At 37.5% G+C, this 21,276-nt stretch carries 11 protein-coding genes; 9 read left to right on the top strand and 2 right to left on the bottom strand.

Annotated features, from left to right (window positions below; genetic code table 11):
* Positions 1-2: 2 nt before the first annotated feature.
* Both AAOP42_RS13895 and AAOP42_RS13900 read right to left on the bottom strand, forming a co-directional pair.
* Positions 3-1,397 carry a BNR-4 repeat-containing protein gene (locus AAOP42_RS13895; RefSeq protein ID WP_349529138.1) on the bottom strand — a complete coding sequence of 465 codons (1,395 nt, stop codon included), beginning with the start codon at positions 1,395-1,397 and terminating at the stop codon, positions 3-5.
* 118 nt (positions 1,398-1,515) lie between these two features.
* Positions 1,516-3,063 carry a sulfatase gene (locus tag AAOP42_RS13900; protein ID WP_349529139.1) on the bottom strand — a complete coding sequence of 516 codons (1,548 nt, stop codon included), beginning with the start codon at positions 3,061-3,063 and terminating at the stop codon, positions 1,516-1,518.
* Positions 3,064-3,385: 322 nt separating this feature from the next.
* Between AAOP42_RS13900 and AAOP42_RS13905 the strand changes: the two genes are divergently transcribed.
* From AAOP42_RS13905 to AAOP42_RS13945, 9 genes are all read left to right on the top strand, one after another.
* Entirely contained in the window at positions 3,386-7,459 is a 4,074-nt protein-coding gene (locus AAOP42_RS13905) for a hybrid sensor histidine kinase/response regulator transcription factor (RefSeq protein WP_349529140.1), read from the top strand.
* A 209-nt stretch (positions 7,460-7,668) separates the two neighbouring features.
* Positions 7,669-9,924, top strand: coding sequence for a PVC-type heme-binding CxxCH protein (locus AAOP42_RS13910; RefSeq protein WP_349529141.1), 2,256 nt, complete (start codon positions 7,669-7,671; stop codon positions 9,922-9,924).
* A gap of 306 nt (positions 9,925-10,230) precedes the next feature.
* On the top strand, positions 10,231-10,830 hold the full coding sequence (locus AAOP42_RS13915; protein ID WP_349529142.1) for an RNA polymerase sigma factor: 600 nt from the start codon (positions 10,231-10,233) through the stop codon (positions 10,828-10,830).
* Between the two features lie 71 nt (positions 10,831-10,901).
* Positions 10,902-11,954, top strand: coding sequence for a FecR family protein (locus AAOP42_RS13920; RefSeq protein ID WP_349529143.1), 1,053 nt, complete (start codon positions 10,902-10,904; stop codon positions 11,952-11,954).
* A 157-nt stretch (positions 11,955-12,111) separates the two neighbouring features.
* Positions 12,112-15,510, top strand: a complete 3,399-nt coding sequence (locus tag AAOP42_RS13925) for a SusC/RagA family TonB-linked outer membrane protein (RefSeq protein ID WP_349529144.1) — start codon at positions 12,112-12,114, stop codon at positions 15,508-15,510.
* Between the two features lie 12 nt (positions 15,511-15,522).
* Positions 15,523-17,091, top strand: coding sequence for a RagB/SusD family nutrient uptake outer membrane protein (locus tag AAOP42_RS13930; RefSeq protein ID WP_349529145.1), 1,569 nt, complete (start codon positions 15,523-15,525; stop codon positions 17,089-17,091).
* Positions 17,092-17,299: 208 nt separating this feature from the next.
* A complete protein-coding gene (locus AAOP42_RS13935; protein WP_349529146.1) occupies positions 17,300-18,631 on the top strand; it encodes a sulfatase family protein in 1,332 nt (443 codons plus the stop codon).
* On the top strand, positions 18,631-19,770 hold the full coding sequence (locus tag AAOP42_RS13940) for an Sb-PDE family phosphodiesterase (RefSeq protein WP_349529147.1): 1,140 nt from the start codon (positions 18,631-18,633) through the stop codon (positions 19,768-19,770). Before AAOP42_RS13935 ends, AAOP42_RS13940 begins: the two co-directional genes overlap by 1 nt.
* Positions 19,771-19,864: 94 nt before the next feature.
* The gene (locus AAOP42_RS13945) at positions 19,865-21,268 is read left to right on the top strand and encodes a sulfatase family protein (RefSeq protein WP_349529148.1); all 1,404 of its coding nucleotides are present in this window, start codon (positions 19,865-19,867) and stop codon (positions 21,266-21,268) included.
* The last annotated feature ends 8 nt before the right edge of the window (positions 21,269-21,276 follow it).

The following is a 21,276-nucleotide window of genomic DNA, read 5'->3' on the forward strand; positions in this document are numbered from 1 at the left end:
ATTTAATTTCTCATTATCGATCCTGCATCACCAAATAGGTAGAGTTTACTGTATAAGCCAACCGGATTATTCGGAATTTCGCCCACTATTATCCGAGCATCCGGATGGGCATTTCTGATCAATGCACTCATTACAAATTTTGAATTGCTACTGGAAATAAAAGAATTTCCTTTTTCCCAGTTGATACCATTGTTGTTAGAATTCCACCACCCAATCTCTTCCGAACTTCCATTGCGTAGTGACAAGAGAAATTGAATTTTATCCTTACCTTCAAATACAAAATCCCCGTCATTAAATTTATATCCTGACTCCTTGATTTTTGACGTTTGCCAAGACTCTCCATTCCATCGATGGTATAACAGAAGGGGTTCTTTTGATGAATGTCTGAAATATGAATATATATTTCCTTTCGAATCTGCCCTGGTGGTTCCTAATCGTGTTCCTTTCCCATCAGAATCAAATATAAGAACCATTGCATCAGCAGATTCTTTAGTTAAAGGTATCTCTAATTTCTCACCCATGGCATTTTCCCAGGAATCATCAACTGTGTTCATCTTCATTGCATAGGAATTTACCCGAAGGGAAGAATGGTCAGGATTGGCACAAGGGTGATAATTGAAAGCTGCTATAACGGTATCATCAGGCCCTTCCTGAAACCATGCATACCAGGCATCATATACCGAAGAATTATCGGTTTGCTTTTTATGCTTGAGTATGGATACCGGGTCGGAAAAAGTCCTGCCGTTATCTATAGATTTTTGATATACCCAATCGCTTCGGTGAGGTCCATGCCTGTAAAATAAATAGATATTTCCATTAGACATTTTCATCAATTGGCTGTAAGTCCCAAATGGAGAAATATTGTCCAATACCTCCCAGGAAGATATATCCCCCGGATTTTTAGAAACTACATGTGTTTGTTTTCCACTTCCGGTAAACCCCAAAGGATTTGATCCCAAACCGAAATGTCCTCCATGTCCTCCAAAAAAAACATGGATATAACCCAGCTCATCTACAATCAACGCCGGACGACCATGATTGTCTATTTCATCAGGATCGGTCGGGGTTATGATATGTCCCAAGGCACTTGTTCCAGCCTGAATTGGCCCTACCCATTTTTTGGTTTTATGATTATAGGAGCAAACATAAGGATCTTCGTGAGGCCCTTGATATGACAGATATGTCACTTCCTTATAATATTCCCCGGCAGGATGTTGCATGGTACTCAATGGTTTGCCAAAACCATTATCTGCAAAATAACTGACAGTACCTGTCTTTAAATCGTCTGAAAGGCTACCATTATTTTCAATATAATATAATGAGCTAATTACCACAACCGCAATAACCAACAACAATGAAATCCAATAGACTTGAGGTATAGATTTTTCCCGAAACATATTCCTGTTAGGCTTTTAATTGATCCTGTGTTTACTTTTTAAATTCACCTCTTTTTATGATCTCTTCTTTCCAGTCAGAATGTCAATATCATTGGCAATGATCATATAAATTTTCAACCTACTCATCAGGTTGATCACTTTGCCCCAGGTCATTCAACAAACGATAAACAGCACTTTCAATGTCCCTTTTTTCAGTAACTGTATTGGTTTCTTTGATAAATTCTAAAAGCAGGATTTCCAATTCTTTGGTTTTAGCAGGATCTTTTTTAGATATATCGGTGGTTTCGCCCAAATCGGTGGAAAGGTCAAATAACTCTACTTTGGGAGTGCCTTCATATTTCCCATCCTTTTGCCAATACTTAATCAGCTTATAATCTCCAAGCCTTACTGCACTCCGGGATGGCCTGTGTGATGATTGATGAAAATACAGGGCATCTTTAGTACGGCTTACTTTGTCTTCCGCTTGATTCATCAATATAGGCCTTAAACTCCCTCCGTCAATTTCCTTTGGAAAACCGGACTTATATCCTGCCAAATCTGCAAAAGTGGGCAACAAGTCCAACCCCGTAACAGGAGTTTCACTGACCCTGTTGGATTGAATGCCAGGTCCGGCAGCTATAAATGGCACCCTCAGCCCACCTTCATAAAATGAATGCTTCCCGTCACGTAAAGGGATATTTCGATCACCTTCATCATTATAATGCACTTCGATCAGTTCTTTGTTCTCGTCTAATGAAGCCATTTGATTAAAAGTAAGCCTTCCACCGTTATCTCCCATCAAAAAAATATAGGTATTATCAGCAATCCCAGCCTTTTTCACATAGTCCATAATCATACCTATACTGGTATCTAAATCTTTCAGCATGGCAGCATATTCAGGGGATTTATGCCTGTCACCTTTAGATTTAGCTTTAAAATATTCATAGGTTTCTTTAGTAGATGATAATGACAGGTGTGTAGCATAGTGTGACAATTGAACATAAAATGGCTTACCTTCTTCAATACTCTTATTCATAAAGCCTTTGGCTCTTTCGGTAATTCCAAAGATATCCTTAGGATTTTCATCACTCCAATACAAAGATGGTTTTCCTGTCCTTCTCAGATTATCAGGATTAGGCACGTTGTTCTTTCGCAGGTATTCATTTGTGTTTTCGATATAATCCTTATGATTGATATAGCCTGCCGCAAATATTTCTCCTCCACCATTAGTAGGCATACCATCATCCAGATCAAAACCTGCTACTTTTGGTTCCATGGCGATATGCCATTTTCCAAAATGAGCAGCTTTGTAATCAGGATTGGCTTTTTTCAACACTCTGGGAATAGTGAACCAATCTTGCGTTTTCTTGTACCAATCTACATCCTCAGAATAAATATGACGGGCCGCATTCTGTCCAAACATCAGGCTGTTTCTGGTAGGCGCACAAATTGGATTTGGTGCATAACCTTGCGTAAACATTACTCCTGATTTTGCTAGTTTGTCAATATTTGGCGTTTCATAATAATCGCTTTTGGAATCCTTTACTTTAGGATCTGCCAGATGCGAAGTATGTATCCATCCATGATCATCGGTAAGAATGAATATAATGTTTGGCGACTGTTTTTGCTGTGCACATGAATAAAATACACTTAAGAAGCCTAGAATAAAAAATGATGTGATTCGCATTGTTTTCGTTTATGAAATTTAGTTCCTACTCTTATCAACCAGCTACGTATAACCAAACTTAGTTTATTGATATTACAAACCTAAATCAAGGAACTACACACAAAAAGTTGTAATTGTATCATTTACATAGGTAGATGTATTTCCAGTAAATTTTAGATTTTTATGGAGACAGAAACTGTATATCTTTATGCCTTAAAATAGGATAAATTGAAAAAACTAAGAGTGTTAAAATAGCACTCCAGTAACTTTACCAAAGAAATTTTTGAGAAAATTGAGGGTCATAAACATTGCAAAAATATATACGGTGTTCATCATGATATTAATGAACATCATACCCGCAGTGAGCCAACCTAAGTCTTACAGGTTTAAGCATTTTTCTACAGAACAAGGATTGTCCCATCATCAGGTTACGTGCACTATCGAAGATGTCAAAGGCTTTATGTGGGTTGGCACTGAAAATGGGCTGAACCGCTATGACGGGTATTCATTTAAACCATTTTTTCATGGTGCTAATGATTCCACCACTATAAGCTCTAACAGAATAAAAGCACTTTTCGAAGATTCTCAAGGCAATTTGTACATAGGAACTTCTAACGGGTTAAATATTTATAACCGACTAAAAGATAATTTTTCAGAGATCGCTATAGGAACTGGTGGTTCAAAAATGCAGATTCGTGATATAAAAGAAGATTTGCAGGGCAAATTATGGATCGCCACCAATAGCGGAGTATTTGTACTCAACAAAAATAAATCAGTTAATCATCACTATATAAATAACCCAAAGGATAACAAAACCCTTCCGGAAAATAATATTGGTAAAATTCTACTGACTAATGATGGCAACATCTGGATCGGTGGACAAAGTTATATTAGCCGTCTAAATCCTTACAGCAACTCATTGACCCATTTTTCAATTCACGAAAAGTTCAGAATAGACAAAGATCCACCCGTCAATACTTTAATTCAGGATTCTAAAGGCAGAATTTGGTTTGGATCAAATCAGGCAGGTCTTTCTTTTTTCAATCAAGACAAGCAACAATTTGAATATTATCCTTTAAAATCAATAAAAGAAAATGATGTATTGCTCAACAGAGTCAGAGACATACAAGAAGATGAAACCGGGAAGTTATGGCTGGCAACATTTGATGGGCTGATAGTTTTTGATCCTGAATCAGATTTTGAGCTAAAAATAACAAACGACCCCAATGACCCATATAGTCTGAACAACAATGGAGTCACTTCTATTTATGAAGATAAACGAGGCAACTATTGGGTGGGTGTATTTTTCGGAGGCATCAACTATCTGGACAAAAACTTCAATGTATTTAAGCATTACCAATACACCGGAAACAAAAAAGGGTTGGCATACAATGTAATTACTTTCATCGCTGAAGGAAAAGATGGTAGAATTTGGATAGCAACTGATCGTGGTGGGCTCAACGTCCTGGATCCGATTACTCAAACCTTCCAATATTTTAAACAAAAAAAAGCATTATCGGGAGCTGCCTCGAATCACATCATGCAAATTGAAGTGGGAGAAAATAATAATTTATGGCTCGGCACATTGTATGGTGGGCTCTATAATTTTGATATTTCAACCAAGGAATTTACTGCGGTTAATTTCAATAACTTAAACCTCAATGATTTAAGTGTCAACAGAATCAGAAGTATCAAAAAAGATTCGAATGGCAATCTTTGGATAGGTACTTCGGCCGGATTACACTATTATGATATTAATGCGAATAAAACCATAAAATACACTCCCAACCTCAATGAGGTTGATTTAACAAATACTATCAATTCCATATTTGAAGACAATCAAAAAAATATATGGCTGGCATTAAATCAATCCAGTGGATTGGTAAAACTAGGGGATGACGGTTGGGAATTTAAAAAATATGACATTCCATCCGTACAATGTATATTTCAGGATGAAGACTATATATGGCTTGGAACAGCAGCACATGGCTTGTACAGACTTGATACCAAAACAGAAACAATTAAGGAATTTACAAGTGCCAACTTAAAAGACGGTAACATCACAGGCATTCTGTCTGACAATAGAAATAATCTTTGGATCAGTTCTACTAGTGGATTATATCAATTCAACAAGGCTAATGGAAGCTTCAAGCATTTGCAAAGAGAACATGGGCTCCAAAGCGATCATTTTAAAAAAAATGCATACCTTAAGTCTGCAAATGGTGATTTGTATTTCGGAAGCCCCTATGGTATCATCACCTTCAATCCAGAAGAAATCACAGAAGAAATTTATGCTCCGACGATCGAACTTACTGACATTACAATAGCCAGCATCAAACGTAATAAAAAAGTATATAAACCTTCAGTAGGAAAAATATCAAAAGAAGGACGACTCAAACTCCCATACCATCAAAACACTTTGTTCATTGATTTTGTAGCATTAAATTATTCTCAATCCAAAAAAACAAAATACAGTTATCGTTTAGAAGGCTTTGATGACTGGAATTACATAGGATCAAACAGAAAAGCAACTTATACGAACCTCGATCCGGGTAAATATATTTTTAAAATAAGAGCTACCAATAGTGATGGTATTTGGGCTTCTGAGAGCAAACCTGTTATCATTTCGATCTCACCTCCCTCATGGAAAACCTGGTGGGCATACTTACTCTATGCTGTTCTTATAATCGGCTTTTTTTACCTGATCAAACAAATTATTGCTAACCGGCTAGAGCTTAAGAATGAGTTGAAATTAGAGCATTTCAAAAACGAACAGGAAAAAGAAATGCATGAGTTGAAATATCGGTTTTTCACCAATATTTCCCATGATTTACGAACACCATTAACGCTAATTTTGGGGCCCCTTGAAAAGTTGATCCGTTCTCATCACGGAGACAACATCACCCGAAATTTGTACAATACAGCTTACAAAAATGCAGAGCATCTACTCCGGCTTGTCAATCAGTTGATGGATTTCAGAAAGCTGGAAACCAATCATAGCCAGCTCCGTTGTGCAGAAGGAAATATAGTGCTGTTCATATATGAGATTTTTCTTTCTTTTCAGGAACAGGCCAGGTTCAGGAAAATAGACTACAAATTCACTTGTGAAGAAAAAGAAATCAAGGTGATTTTTGACCGGGATAAAATTGAAAAGGTGTTTTACAACCTATTGTCTAACGCTTTTAAATTTACACCTGATGGCTGTAAAATAGAATTAGAGATAATAGTTGATTCAGGTTCTTCAGTTTTTTTTACCGACGGTCAGGTTAAAATAATAGTAAAAGATACAGGAATAGGCATTTCAGAAAATGCATTAGACAGAATATTTGACCGTTTCTCGCAAGAAGTAAATACAAATTTTGCACAGGAAAACAGCAGTGGCATTGGTCTTGCCATTGCCAAAGGCTTTATTGAATTACACAAAGGAAAAATCTCCGTTGAAAGTACCATGGGCAAAGGCTCCAGCTTCATTGTGCAATTGCCTTTGGGTAATAGCCATTTAAGTGAAAATGATATTTTGAAAAATTTTCAGGACAGTGAATCCGAAAGTCATTATAACAAACTGACTTTGGAAAACACACCTTCCAATATCATCATTACCGAACAAAACAAAGATTCCAAACAGCTAGAAAAGCAACCACTCATTCTGCTCGTTGAAGACAACCTCGATGTGCAAATGTATATCGCCGGAATATTCAATACCAGCTACCGGATAGTGACGGCAAACAATGGAGAAGAAGGTTGGGAAAAAGCATTAAAATTCCATCCTGATCTTATCATTAGTGACGTGATGATGCCTAAAATGAATGGTATCGAGCTGTGTAGCAAAATAAAAAGAGACATTAAAACCAGTCACATCCCAGTAATCTTATTGTCAGCAAGAACATCCCTTATATTTAAAGTAAATGGACTGGAAACCGGTGCAGATGACTATGTCGGCAAACCATTTCCGCAACAGGTACTGGAACTTAAAGTCCAAAACCTAATCGAAAGCAGGCGAAAACTAAGAGAAAGATTTGTAAAAGAATTCAACCTAAACCCTAGTGAATTGGCAGTAACTACCGCCGATGAACGTTTTTTGGAACACATCATTAAAAGCATAGAAAAACACATGAAAAACCCTGATTTTGGAATAGAATTTCTGGGGCGTGAGTTCAAGATGACCAGAGGTCATTTGTACAGAAAAATAAAAGTACTCACTAACATGACTGCCACAGAGTTTGTACGTTCTATTCGTTTAAGAAATGCTGCCAATATGCTCAAAAATACACTCATGAATGTGAATGAAGTATGCTATGAAATAGGCTTTCAGGATCCCAACTACTACCGCAAGTGCTTCAAAAAAATGTATGGAGTTTCTCCTTCCGAATACAGAGACAGGCCTTTTGATCACCCAATATTGAGAGGGGAAGAATAAAACCCTTTGTCAATTTTCACTTATGACTACAATGCATTATATCAGCTTTAAAAAAGTCAATTGTACCATTTAAATAGCCAAATGTGCCTCATTTTAATATTCAATTTGACAAAAAGAAGAAAATAAAATATTCTCTTTACCTTCAAATTTGAAATAAAAACTAACAGCCAGTTTCAAACCATATTCATTACTCTCAATTACTCATTTGAATGTTCAGTACTAGTTTTTTGAAAAAATCCGTATTTCCACTTCTGGTTTCTATCTTTTTTATTTTTTCCTGTCAAAAAACATCGTTCGACGAACCGTTGATTCCTTTAGATGATTACAAAATAGTCGATGGGTTCAGTTTGCAGGTAGTCGCATCTGAACCCCTTCTTGATGCTCCTGTCACAATGGATTTTGACAATCAGGGTAGAATGTGGGTAGTGGAAATGATCGGTTATATGCCCAACATTGAAGGAATAGGTGAAGAAGAACCTTTAGGAAGAATTGCAATTCTGGAAGATCTGGATCAAGATGGCATAGCTGATCACAGCAAGGTTTTTCTTGACAATCTGGTACTACCCAGAGCAATTGCCCATCTGTATGGGGGACTGCTATATGTTGAACCACCAAACCTTTGGTTTGTGGAAATAGACAATGACATGCCGGGAAAAAGGACTCTAGTTGATTCTGTCTATGCAGATGCCGGCAATGTAGAGCACCAGCCAAACGGACTCATGATGAACCTCGACAACTGGATTTACAATGCTAATTCAAACTTCCGGTACCAGCGCAAAAATGGCAAATGGATCAAAGAACCAACCTCCTATCGTGGACAGTGGGGCATTACTAAAGATGATTTTGGCAGGTTGTATTACAACAGCAACTCCAACCAGATCAAAGGTGATTTTGTATTGCCCAACAAAGTAATCAGAAACCAATATTTGAAACCATCAGAAAATGTAAACCGAACACTGAACAAAAACCAGAGAGTATATCCTCTTCATCCCACCTCTATCAATCGCGGATATATAGAAGGTAATCTGGATCAGGACAGTATGGTTGTAAACACAACAGCAGCATGCGGACCTCTGGTATATAGAGGAGGACAATTTCCTGATGAATACAACCTAAATGCATTCGTTTGCATCCCGGAAGCCAATATTATCAAACGAAATATTCTGGCCTTCGAAGGAGTAAAAGTTGCAGCTACTCAGGCATGGGAAGGAAAGGAATTTATTGCTTCTACTGATGAAGGTTTCCGCCCTGTCAACCTGTTTAATGGACCTGATGGTGCCATGTATATTTTGGATATGCACAGAGGAATCATCCAGCACAAAGCATTTATTTCACAATACCTCACTCAACATCTGGCAGACAAACAACTCGATACAATTAAAACCATGGGGCGGGTGTTGAAAGTAACAAGCAACGATAAACCACTGAATGCTATTCCTGATTTTGAAAACGCATCGGGAGCAGAATTGGTGGAACTACTCCACAGCACCAATGGATGGATCAGAGACAGGGCTCAGCAATTGCTCATTACCAATAGTGATAATTCCATTCAAGAACAATTAATCAACCTGATTCGGGAGACAAAATCTTTCAAAACACAAATACATGCATTATACACTTTAGACGGGCTAAACTTACTCTCATTTGAGTTGCTCAATGAGGTCATTCTCACAAAAACAAACCATCCTAAAACTATAGTTCATTCTTTAAGCCTTTTGGAAAATTTCGTTGAAAAAATCAGTGTAAATTCCATGAAGCAGTTGACCACTATGTTGCTAAAAAGAAATGATCAACTGATTGATTTTTATCTTTGTACAACTCTAAACCCGTGGATAAAACTCGCAAAAAAAGAATTTCTGCCATACATTGAACAGCTTTCAATGCGATATACCGACGAACCAAATTATCAGGAAGCTATTGCCAGCAGTCTTTCCGGTTTGGAGGAATCATATTTAGAAACATACGGAAAGCCCAAATTGTTAAAGGAAACACTGGCAGGAATCATTCAAAATAAGAAAGATAGTGTCATCAATCCCATATATATCAATGTATCGGTGAAAGAAGATGCCCGAACCAATGGATTGAAACTATTCAGAAGTATCTGTGCAGCATGCCACGGGCCCAGCGGAGATGGTATTACAGAACTGGCTCCACCACTGAGAGAGTCCGAATATGTGACCGGATCAATAAAAAGGCTGGCTTCAATAGTGCTACACGGGCTTCAAGGCCCGGTTCATGTCAATGGGAAACTGTATGAACTCAACGGAACCATGCCAGGGCTAGCCAACAACAAATCCCTGTCAGATCAGGATATAGTAGATATTATTCGTTTCCTTCAAAATGCTTATGTACATGATAAAAAGAGTATTTCAACCAAGGAAATTAAAGCACTGCGCAGCAAACCACCTAAGAATGGCAAGCCCTACACAGAGAAAGAACTTTTAGAAATGAATTTTGAAAATTAAGATGATGTTTTCAATTCACTAAAGCGTCAGGGCGATCGCATTTAAAAATTCTTGCTATCTCCTGACCCCTGCCTCGCAGGCGGGTATTCAGGGGTCTCTTAGAATTGACTGTGACCTTAAAAGATACCGCAACTGGTGCGGTAAGGAGGTTTTGTTTTTAAAAACGATTACCCTGATTCAAGGGTGTACCTTATACTGTAAATACTAAGTAGATACTAAATTAATAGTTTGGTAAAAACAGGCAACTCTGTATAAAACCATTTTTAATATACCTTTGGTCTTATCAACCATACATGATTAGACCAAATGAAGTTAGACTCATCTAAAGTTCCTTCTGATTCCGAATTATGGGAGGCTCTCAAACGAGGCGAAATCAAAGCTTATGAGGTCATTTTCAAAACACAATATCAATTTCTTATCAATTACGGGCTCAAACTCAATTCTGACAAAGAAGAAGTTAAAGATTGCTTACAAATCTTATTTTCAAAAATTTGGGAAAGGCGATCAAATCTGGGTGAATGCAATTCTATTAGAAATTATTTATTAGCATCTGCCAGACGACTTATCCTTAAAAGAATCAATGACAGATCAGAGTTTGTAGAATTAGACCAAAAAAAACTCAGATTCCATATAGAATTATCAGTTGAATCTCGCATGATTCAAGATCAAACCTTGAAAACAAAAATTGCATCATTACAAAAAGGAATCGAAAAGCTCCCGGAACGTCAGAAAGAAGCACTCTATCTCAAATTTTATGGTGACCAATCTTTTGCTGACATTGCACATGCTATGAATATTTCCACCAGAGCATCTTACAAATTGATTTACAAAGCTTTAGATAACCTTAGCAAACAATTAAACACAGGATCCAAAGACCTCCCTTCACTCCTTACAATATTTTTTTAAAAAAAATCACATCAGACAGGGTCACTTCCTGACAATTACTGCTTTCTACTTATGAAGATTAAAATTATCACGTGGAAAAGCAAAAATATAATAAATACAAAACCTCCGACTTTATTCTTGATGAAGACTTTCAAAACTGGGTCAAAGGTTCTGACCCTAAAAATGAAAAAAAATGGAGTATCTGGCTGGATTCTAATCCGGCACTACAACCCAAAGTAGAAAAAGCCAGGCAAATTTTGTTGGCTCTAAATTTTAAAGAAGAAATTATAGACTCCAAAACTTTGGATGACGAATGGCAAAAGCTCAGAAATTCTAAAGATGATAGATCCCTCTCTCTTCAGACTATTAAAAATAAACCTAAAACCATTAATTGGTCAGTTAGAATTGCTGCTGCAATAGCATTTATAGTCATTTCATCATTAGTTGTACTAAAATTTACAATGCATGGTTCAAATAGAAAAGAAGTGACAATGGTGCATAAAAAAGCTGCATTAGGCCAAAAAATAACCCTTACACTAGCAGATGGTACCAACATAAAACTAAATGCAGGATCACACATTTCTTATCCTGACAAATTTTCTTCTGACAAAAGAGAAGTAATTCTCACCGGAGAAGCCTTCTTTAAAGTAACACCCAATGCTGATGCTCCATTTATAGTAAGAACCGGAAACATCTCTACTACCGTACTGGGAACTTCCTTCAACATCAATGCATACCCGGAAAAAGATCAGGTGCAAGTAGCTGTAGTTGAAGGGAAAGTCAAAGTAAATACTCACGACCCCAAGAAAAATATAGATGCAGAAGTTTATCTGACTCATGATGAATTAGCCAGTGTCCCAAAAAATGAAAGCGAAATACTGGTCACTCCATTTGAAGCCAGCGAACTTCTTGCATGGAAGGATGGAATATTACATTTTGGTCGATCTGATTTTAAAGAAGTTGTAAAACACTTAGAAAGATGGTACGGTGTAAAATTCACCATTCGCAAGAATAAAAAGATTGATCCGGAATGGCGTTTTAGCGGAAAATTTGAAAACAAATCACTTGAATATATTCTTGATGTTTTCAGCTATCCTGAGCGGTTTTCCTTTCGGATAGATGGCAGCAAAGTAACAATCAACTAAATACAAATCTTATGCATATTGAGATAAACAGTAGTTAAAAAAAACCGGTAACACGCAAATATTACCGGTTTCTAAAACTGCCTGAAGTCGTCTGAGTTGCACCTCATAAGATTCCTTTTGGCATCATTCAAATTTTATAATTCAAACATGTAAATTTATGAAATTCAAACTATTACCACAAATCATTGTGATAGCGAAATACACTTTCATCGGGGTTTACCTACAGTGTTTATTTGCTGGGCTATTGTTGGCAACAGATATAGCCGCACAGAAGAAAAGCATTGAAGATGTTTACATCTCTTTAGAACTTAAAAATACCAATCTGGAACAAGTGTTTTTAGAAATTGGTGCTAAGACTGATTTTAATTTTCAGTACGATCGAAAATTGGCAAAGAATAAAAACCTAAAAGGAAACTTCAGTGATGTAAGTCTTGCAGAGCTACTTCGATTTATCTCAAAAAAAACAAGCCTTAGTTTTAAAAGAATCAATGAAACGATACATGTTTCGAAATCTCCAATTGAACAACCTTCTGTTGTCGAGCTGATTAATACTAACAATAGTATTCAGGATATCGAAGTTACGGGAAAGGTAACTGGAGATGATGGTGAAGAACTACCGGGAGTAAATGTGCTTGTTGAGGGTACAATAAATGGTACAATTACAGATATCAATGGAAACTACAAGCTAAATGCTCCTGAAGATGGAGTATTAGTTTTCAGTTTTGTCGGATATACCAGTCAGCAGGCATCTATTCAGAGCAGGTCTGAAGTAAATATACAATTGACTCCAGATATTACTCAACTCTCAGAGATCGTAGTAATCGGGTATGGTACGCAGAAAAAAGTAAACCTAACAGGTTCAGTTACTCAAATAAGCACAGAAAGTTTCGCAGATGCACCATTGACAAATGCTGCTTTAGCATTACAGGGTAAAGGAAGTGGGGTTCAGGTAATTCAGGGATCCGGTGAAGCCGGATATGACCAACCATCAATTAAGATCCGAGGAGTAGGTACATTGGGGTCAGGTAGAAGTGGACCGCTTGTACTCATCGATGGTATTGTTGGCAACATCAACAACGTCGATCCTATGGACATTAAAGAAGTATCTGTATTAAAAGATGCTGCTTCAGCTGCTATATATGGAAACCGTGCTGCCAACGGTGTAATACTCGTAACTACAAAAAGTGGTAGCAGAGATGGAAGCTTAAAAGTTTCTTACAACACTTACTACGGGGTTCAAAATCTTACAAGAATGCCTGAATTATTAAGTGCTCATGAACATGCTGTCATGTATAATGAAGCACTAACCAACGATGGCCAGGGAGCTTTTTTTAGTGATGAAGACATAGCAAACCTGAAAAGTGCACAAAGAATCACTGACTTCAATTTTGGAAACAATCTCACGGCTGATCAAGTTGCAAATATCAATAATTATCAAGATGTAAGGACAAGTGATATGTACTATAGTTCTTCTGCCATACAAAAACATCATATCAGTTTGCAAGGCGGTGGAGAAAACAGTAAATCTGTTTTTAGTCTTGGGTATTTAGATCAAAATGGAGTAAAAGTTGGCAACTGGGCTAAAAACTACAACGCCCGCTTCAATCAGGAAATGTTTGCCATTGATGACAGACTCAGGTTGTATGCTCAATTTTACTGGATAAAAAAAGAAAGCGATAGAGGTGCCGATGATGGAATTGGTGCATGGGAACAAATTCCATGGTCAGGATATCGTTTTTCAAATGGATATTACACAGGCAGTTCGTTTCGTGAACTCCAACTAGGTGCTATTAACAACAAAGAAAGTGATTTTGTTCAGGGTATTGTTGGAGCAGATGCTGAGATTGTAAAAAACTTAAACCTGAAATTTGAATATGCAATTCAGCAGACACGTCAAAAATCGAAAAAATTCACACCTGCTTATAAAAGCTATGAATTTTGGCAAGATAGAATAGACAACAATCCCTCTTCTATTTCTCAGGGAGAATTTTCTTCTCAACGCCAAACAACCAATATTACACTAAACTACAATCTGGACGTTGACAAACACAACTTTACCTTTTTAGCAGGGAATGCCAACGAATTGTATGAAGAATCTTCATTCAGCGCAGGAAGGTCAAATTTGATCAACAATTTCCAGCCAGAACTGAAATTGGGCGATGTGGGAACAATGGTTAACAGTAGCTCCGCAGGTGCCTTTGGATTGGTTTCCTTCTTTGGAAGAGTACATTACGGGTATGACAACCGCTATCTTTTTGAAGCCAGTATCAGGCATGATGGTTCTTCAAGGTTTGCTGAGGGAAGCCAATGGGGTACTTTTCCTTCAGTATCAGCAGCATGGAGAATATCTCAGGAAAGTTTTATGAGCAATACATCATGGATTCAAAATTTAAAATTAAGAGGTTCTGTTGGGACATTAGGTAATCAAAATGTGGGAAATAATTATTACGCAGCTAGTGATATATTGAGTTTTGGGGCAAATTATCCAATAGGAAGTAATTTAGAACCGGGTGGTTTTTTACAGCAAATTGCAGACAAAACTGTTACATGGGAAACTACTGTGCAAAAGAATATAGGTATTGATGCAACTCTGTTGGAAATGTTTAACCTATCATTCGACTATTATCAACGAACTACAGAAGACATTTTGTTAGAAGTAAATCTACCTTTAACAGCTGGTGTTCAGGACAATCCAGTAAGTAATCTAGGTATTGTAACTAACAAAGGATGGGACATTACTGCAGGTTTTTTTAGAGATGTAGCAGAAGATTTCTCTCTAAGTGTCGATCTAAATCTTTCTTCATATAAAAATGAGGTGACAGATTTAGGAGAAACAGAAACCTATTTCTTTGGAAAAGATAGTAGAACTGATGGAAATCAATATGTATGGCAGGAAGGATCTGCCGCCAACTCTTACTATGGATTTCTTGTGGGAGGTATAGTAAATGCTGATAATATAGGAACTATTCCAACTCAGGTAGTTACTGTCGAAGAAGGTGATTTATGGTTCAAAGACATAGATGGTGACAATGAGGTTTCTTACGACAATGACAGGGTAATTTTTGGCACTCCTCACCCTGATTTGATCTATGCTATGAACCTGTCAGCTAAATGGAAAAACTTTGATTTGTCCCTACTTTTAGAAGGAGTAAATGGCATTGATGCTTTGACTTATAATGTACTCTATATGACCAACTTCAGAAACATTCACAATAAATTGGCTTACTTGAGTAATCGTTGGACTCCTGAAAATACAGATACAAACATTCCAAAACCTACTACGGATTCAGAAAAGCTTCCTGTATCTGATTATTTTATGGAAGACGGCTCATACCTGAGGGGCAAAGACATTACCCTTGGCTATAACCTTCCAAAAGATTTGTTGAGCAAAATAAGAGTTGAAAAACTGAGGGTTTATTTCAATATGCACAATTTTTTCACAGCAACCAATTATAGAGGGCTGGATCCTGAAAGACCAGATCCGGAATTAAATGTTTCTCCTCAGGTACACCCTCCCTTGAGATCAATGACATTCGGACTTCAGTTACAATTTTAAATGTTGGAAATCATGAAAAATATTATAACTAATACTTTATTTAAAGTGATTGTGTCATTGGCATTAATTGCTTCTACGGCATGTACAGATTATTTGAATCAGGATCCAATTGACAGCCTTGATCCCAACAACTTTTTCAGAGATGAAAGCGAAATCAGATCAGCAATTGTCGGTGTTTATAGCACACTCGAAATGGACTTATTCATTCGTTTGGATCGATATACCGACAACATTTACGGATTTAAAGACAATACAGCCAAAAGTTATCAAGCTGGCGAACATACCGCCTATGAAGGTGACTTTCTTGATAGATGGGCACTAGATTACAATGCCATTGGCAGAGCTAATCTTGCAATAGACGGAATCCAAAACAGCACAGTAGATGAGCAAATAAAATCTCCCTATCTGGGAGAAGCTTTGTTTTTACGGGGCTTCTACTATTTCGATTTGACTCAGCATTTCGGTGATGTTCCATTGTTAATAGAAAAACCCAGCGTGGCTCCAAATGACATTTTAGTCTCAAGGGAAACCAGAGCAAATATCATCGCTCAGATTATAAAAGATTTAGATGCTGCAGTCGAACTATTACCCCTTGAAAATGAAACAGGTAGAGTTTCCAAAGGAGCAGCTTTAGCTCTAAAAGCAAGAGTTATGTTATTTGATGGAGACATGCCTGGAGCTGCCGCTGCGGCAAAGGCTGTAATGGATCTTGGAGTTTATGGCTTATTTAAAGGAACAGATGCTTTCAAAAAGCTTTTCTGGGAAGAAAATGAGGACAATGAAGAGGTGGTTTTTAGTATCAAATACATGACCGAATTCAAGCCTTCTTTACTGAACAAAAGATTAGTGAATTCCAGTAGATATGCTGTTACTCTTTCTCTTGCCAACGAATTTGAAATGGCCAATGGAAAACTCATTGATGAAGCTGATTCCGGTTTTGATCCTGAAAACCCATTTGATAACAGAGATCCCAGGTTTGATTATACTATATTAAAACCAGGAGGCATACAGGAAGGGCTTTTCGAATCTGATGGTACTCCTACAATATATATTCCAACTGATAAAACCGCTACTTCCATGCGTTTCAACAAATTTGTGCAGTGGGATCGAGGGGATTGGGAAATTTACGATGGACAAGATTGGATAATGATCAGGTATGCAGAAGTACTCTTAATGTTTGCAGAAGCTACAAACGAAATATCAGGAGCTACCACAGAAGTTTATGATGCAATCAATGATATTAGATCAAGAGCCGGAATGCCAGATTTACCTACAGGTCTTTCGAAAGAAGCAATGCGTGATAGGATCAGGCATGAACGCAGGGTTGAATTAGCAGCAGAAGGTCTAAGATTGTATGACATAAACCGTTGGCAAATTGGACCAGAAACTGCCACTGATCTAATGGGCTATGACAAAAGTAAACTAAAAGACCCTAACAATCCTGACAAATGGAAATTGGTGGAAACAGTGGTACTCAATCGAAGTTGGAACACCGCCAAAGGATATCTATGGCCAATTCCTGGAATCGAAAGAGAAGTCAATCCTAAACTTACCCAAAATTCTGGATACGGAAGTGACTAAAGGCAAATCATGATAAAATATCAGGCTACTTCAAAAACAAGTAGCCTGATTACTTATGTTGTATCATTTTTTTGTAACACATCCATGTATGTAAATGGTACAATCATGCCTTCCAATCACTGGTTTCAAATGTTAATTTTAAAGGTAAAATGTATTCTGTTTTCTACAATTTTAAATCACTATCCAAAGAATCAAATTTCATATAAAAATGAAGAAAAATTTATTAATACTCTGTTCCATATTATGTCTGCTGCAGTTCGTCAATGCCCAAAGTGCAAATAAAAAACCAAACATCATTCTGATCATGGCCGATGACATGGGATTTGAATGCCTTGGAGTAAATGGCTCCCTCTCCTACCAAACCCCGGTACTGGACAAATTGGCAAACGAAGGAATGAGATTTACCAAATGTATATCACAACCCGTTTGTACTCCCTCCAGGGTAAAAATAATGACCGGAAAGTACAACTATCGAAATTATGTGGATTTCGGATATCTGGATGTAAAAGAAAAAACTTTCGGGAATATGATGAAAGAGGCAGGTTACAAAACCATGATTGCCGGTAAATGGCAACTGAGTGGTGCAAAAGAAAAAAGAGGAGGCTATGATGACATGCAACGCCCACAGCAATTTGGTTTTGATGAGTATTGTCTCTGGCAGTTGACAAAAAAAGGCCCTCGCTTCGCCAATCCTTTCATCGAACAAAATGGCAAACTTTTAGAAACAACAATTGACGATTATGGTCCGGATATAGTATCCAACTACATTTTAGATTTTTTAGAAAGAAATAAGAAAGAATCCTTTTTCGTCTATTACCCTATGATATTGGTACATAGTCCGTTTGTACCAACACCAGATTCACCAGAATGGAAAAATCCGAAAACCAGATCGAAGCATGACAATAAGTTCTTTGCCGATATGGTAAACTACTCTGACAAGGTTGTTGGTAAAATCATGTCCAAACTGAAGGAATTGAAAATTGATGACAACACCATTGTTATTTTTACCGGAGACAATGGCACAAATACCAATATAGTATCTAAAACCAAATTGTACGATAAATACCCCGGAGGTAAGAGTTCCATGCCTGACAATGGCACTCATGTGCCTATGATTGTAAGTTGGCCGGCAGGAAAGCAAAAAGGAATTGAAATCAACGAGTTGATTGAGTTTAGTGACTTCATGCCCACATTTGCAGAAGCGGCAGGTGTAACCTCCTATCCTACAGATGGTCAAAGTTTTTTCAAAACCCTGTCAGGAAAAGAAAAACCTCCAAGAGAAACCGCTTTTGTTCACTACCATCCTTACCCTGAGAAGGTTAGAGATAAAGACGGCCGGTTTGTACGCACACTGGACTACAAACTATACCACGATGGTAGGTTCTATTTTATTCCAGAAGACAAATGGGAGAAAAAGCCATTACAAGCCAATTTACTTTCTAACACTCAAAAAGCCATTTACAACAAGCTAAAAACAGAAATGGATAGTCAACCTCCTTATGATTTCACCATTACCAGCACAGACAATTCCGACGAATAATGAAGAACAAATACTCACTTCTATTGGTACTGGGAATTCTGATATCATTTACCATCAGAGCACAAGGCAACAATGACATTCCTGACATTCCCGGTTATAAGACCCTCAAATGTGATTTTCATATTCACACCGTTTTTTCGGATGGAAAAGTATGGCCTGAGATTCGAGTGACAGAAGCCATAAATGAAGGTTTGGATGCCATAGCTATTACCGATCATCTGAAGTATGGAAAACTGGGAAAATATCCTGAAGTACAGGAAAAAAACCGTAATCGTTCCTATGAAATCGCATTGGAAGCTGCTTCAAAATCAGAACTGATCGTAATTAGAGGAGCCGAGATTACACAAGGAATGCCCCCGGGGCATATCAATGCGATTTTTCTCACAGATGCCAATATTGCACAAAAAGAATACATGGATACCTTCTATGAAGCCAGAAAACAAGGTGCATTCATTTTCTGGAATCACCCCCATTGGAAATCTCCAGACAAGGACTTTAAACAGGATGGCATTCCTGAATGGTATGATGTACATTCAGAAATGTTGAAGAAAAAATTATTGATGGGAATTGAGATAGTGAATGGTCGAAGTTATTCCAAAGAGGCTCATCAATGGTGTATAGAGAAAAACCTTACTCTAATAGCCAATTCTGATATTCATATTCCCATAGGCATGGAATACGACTTAACTCTTGAGCACCGTCCAACTACTTTGGTCTTTGCAAAAGAAAAAAGTGAAAATGGCATTAAAGAAGCTTTGATGAATCAAAGAACTGCCCTATGGTTTGAAGACAATATTATTGGAAATGAAACGCTCCTTACCCATCTATTTCAAGAATCAATTAAAATCATAAAAACTGAATATCTCGAAAATCTCGCAGTAGTTACAATCAGCAATGAAAGTGGTATTGATTATCTACTTGAAAATACTGGGGAGTATTCTTTTTACAACAAAACCAACTTCGTAGAACTCAATGCCGCATCTCAATTGACTCTTATGGTTAAAACGGGGCAGGTAATGGATCAATTCCATTTAAAATGGAGTGTCAAAAACATGCTTGTCGCTCCAGACACCTATTTAACAGCAGAACTCTTATGTAAAAAGTCAGGAATCATAACAGACAAAAAAGAAATAAAATAGCCACTTGTTGCAAACGTTTGCAGGATTTATTTAAAAATTAAAAAAAGAACCTTAATGATTATATTAAATTGTGGGACACAAAAAATTATATTCAATGATTAAAAATTCGTTTAAAAAAATCACAATTCTGGCAGTATCAATGTTGATCACTTGCCATTCAGGTCTCACTGCTCAATCAACTAAAAAAAGTCAGAAACCCAACGTAATCATAATCCTCACTGACGATCAGGGATCGGTTGATCTGGGCAGCTATGGAGCAACTGACTTACATACTCCTAATATGGACAAAATCGCCAAGGATGGAGTGAGGTTCACTCAATTTTACGCTGGAGCTGCTGTATGTTCACCCTCACGTGCTGCTCTGCTGACAGGTAAAACGAACCTGAGAGCTGGTCTTCCCGGCAATGTTCCCGTACCGGAATATGCCAATGAAAAAGACAGGCACGGCATGCCAACTGAACAGGTTACAATTGCCGAAATGCTCAAAGACAATGGTTACTACACAGCCTTAATTGGTAAATGGCATTTGGGTCACGACGAAGATAAGCTTCCAAACGGTCAGGGTTTTGATTATTTTTTTGGCCACCAAAGAGGGTGCATAGACAATTATTCTCACACTTTTTACTGGCAAGGACCAAACAAACATGATTTGTATAGAAACACTGAAGAAGTATATTATCCGGGTCAGCACTTTTCTGACTTGATGGCTGACGAAATCAAACAAATCATCAACCATAAAAAGACCGAGCCATTTTTTATCTACTGGGCATTCAATGCACCGCACTACCCCTATCAGGGCTCTCAAAAATGGATGGAATATTACAAAGATTTACCAACCCCACGCAAAGAATATGCAGCTTTTGTATCCAACACGGATGAAAAAATTGGTATTGTATTAGATGAATTGGAAAAACAGGGAATTGACGACAATACCATTGTCATTTTTCAATCAGATCATGGACATTCTCTTGAAGAAAGAGCGTTTTGGGGAGGTGGTAATGCAGGGCCGTACAGAGGCAGTAAATTCAGTCTTTTTGAAGGAGGAATCCGGGTACCGGCAATTATCAAATATCCGGGTATAATTCCTGCCAATGAAGTACGTAACCAACTTGCAATGGAAATGGATTGGTTCAGTACTATAGCTGAATTAACCAGCTCAAAAGTAACTGAACAAATTGACGGTAAAAGCTTAATGCCCATCATTTTAAATGAAAGCACTCCTTCAACACATGAAGTGACCTATTGGCAATATGGCAGTTATGATGATGCCACTGCTCAATGGGCTGTTCGCAAGGGGTCTTGGAAGTTGATTGGTAACCCAAATGAGCCCTCCACAGATGGAAGTAAAATTGAACTTGATAAACTATTTCTGGTGAATCTGGATAATGATATTTCAGAAAAAAACAACCTGGTTGAATCAAACCCAAAACAATTGAAAGAGCTTTTGAAGCTGCATCAATCCTGGTTGAAATCGCTGAAATCAGAAATGAATCAGTAATTAATGAA

Origin of the sequence: Reichenbachiella sp. MALMAid0571, from assembly GCF_040151475.1 — a bacterium.
Lineage (GTDB): Bacteria > Bacteroidota > Bacteroidia > Cytophagales > Cyclobacteriaceae > CAXBNB01.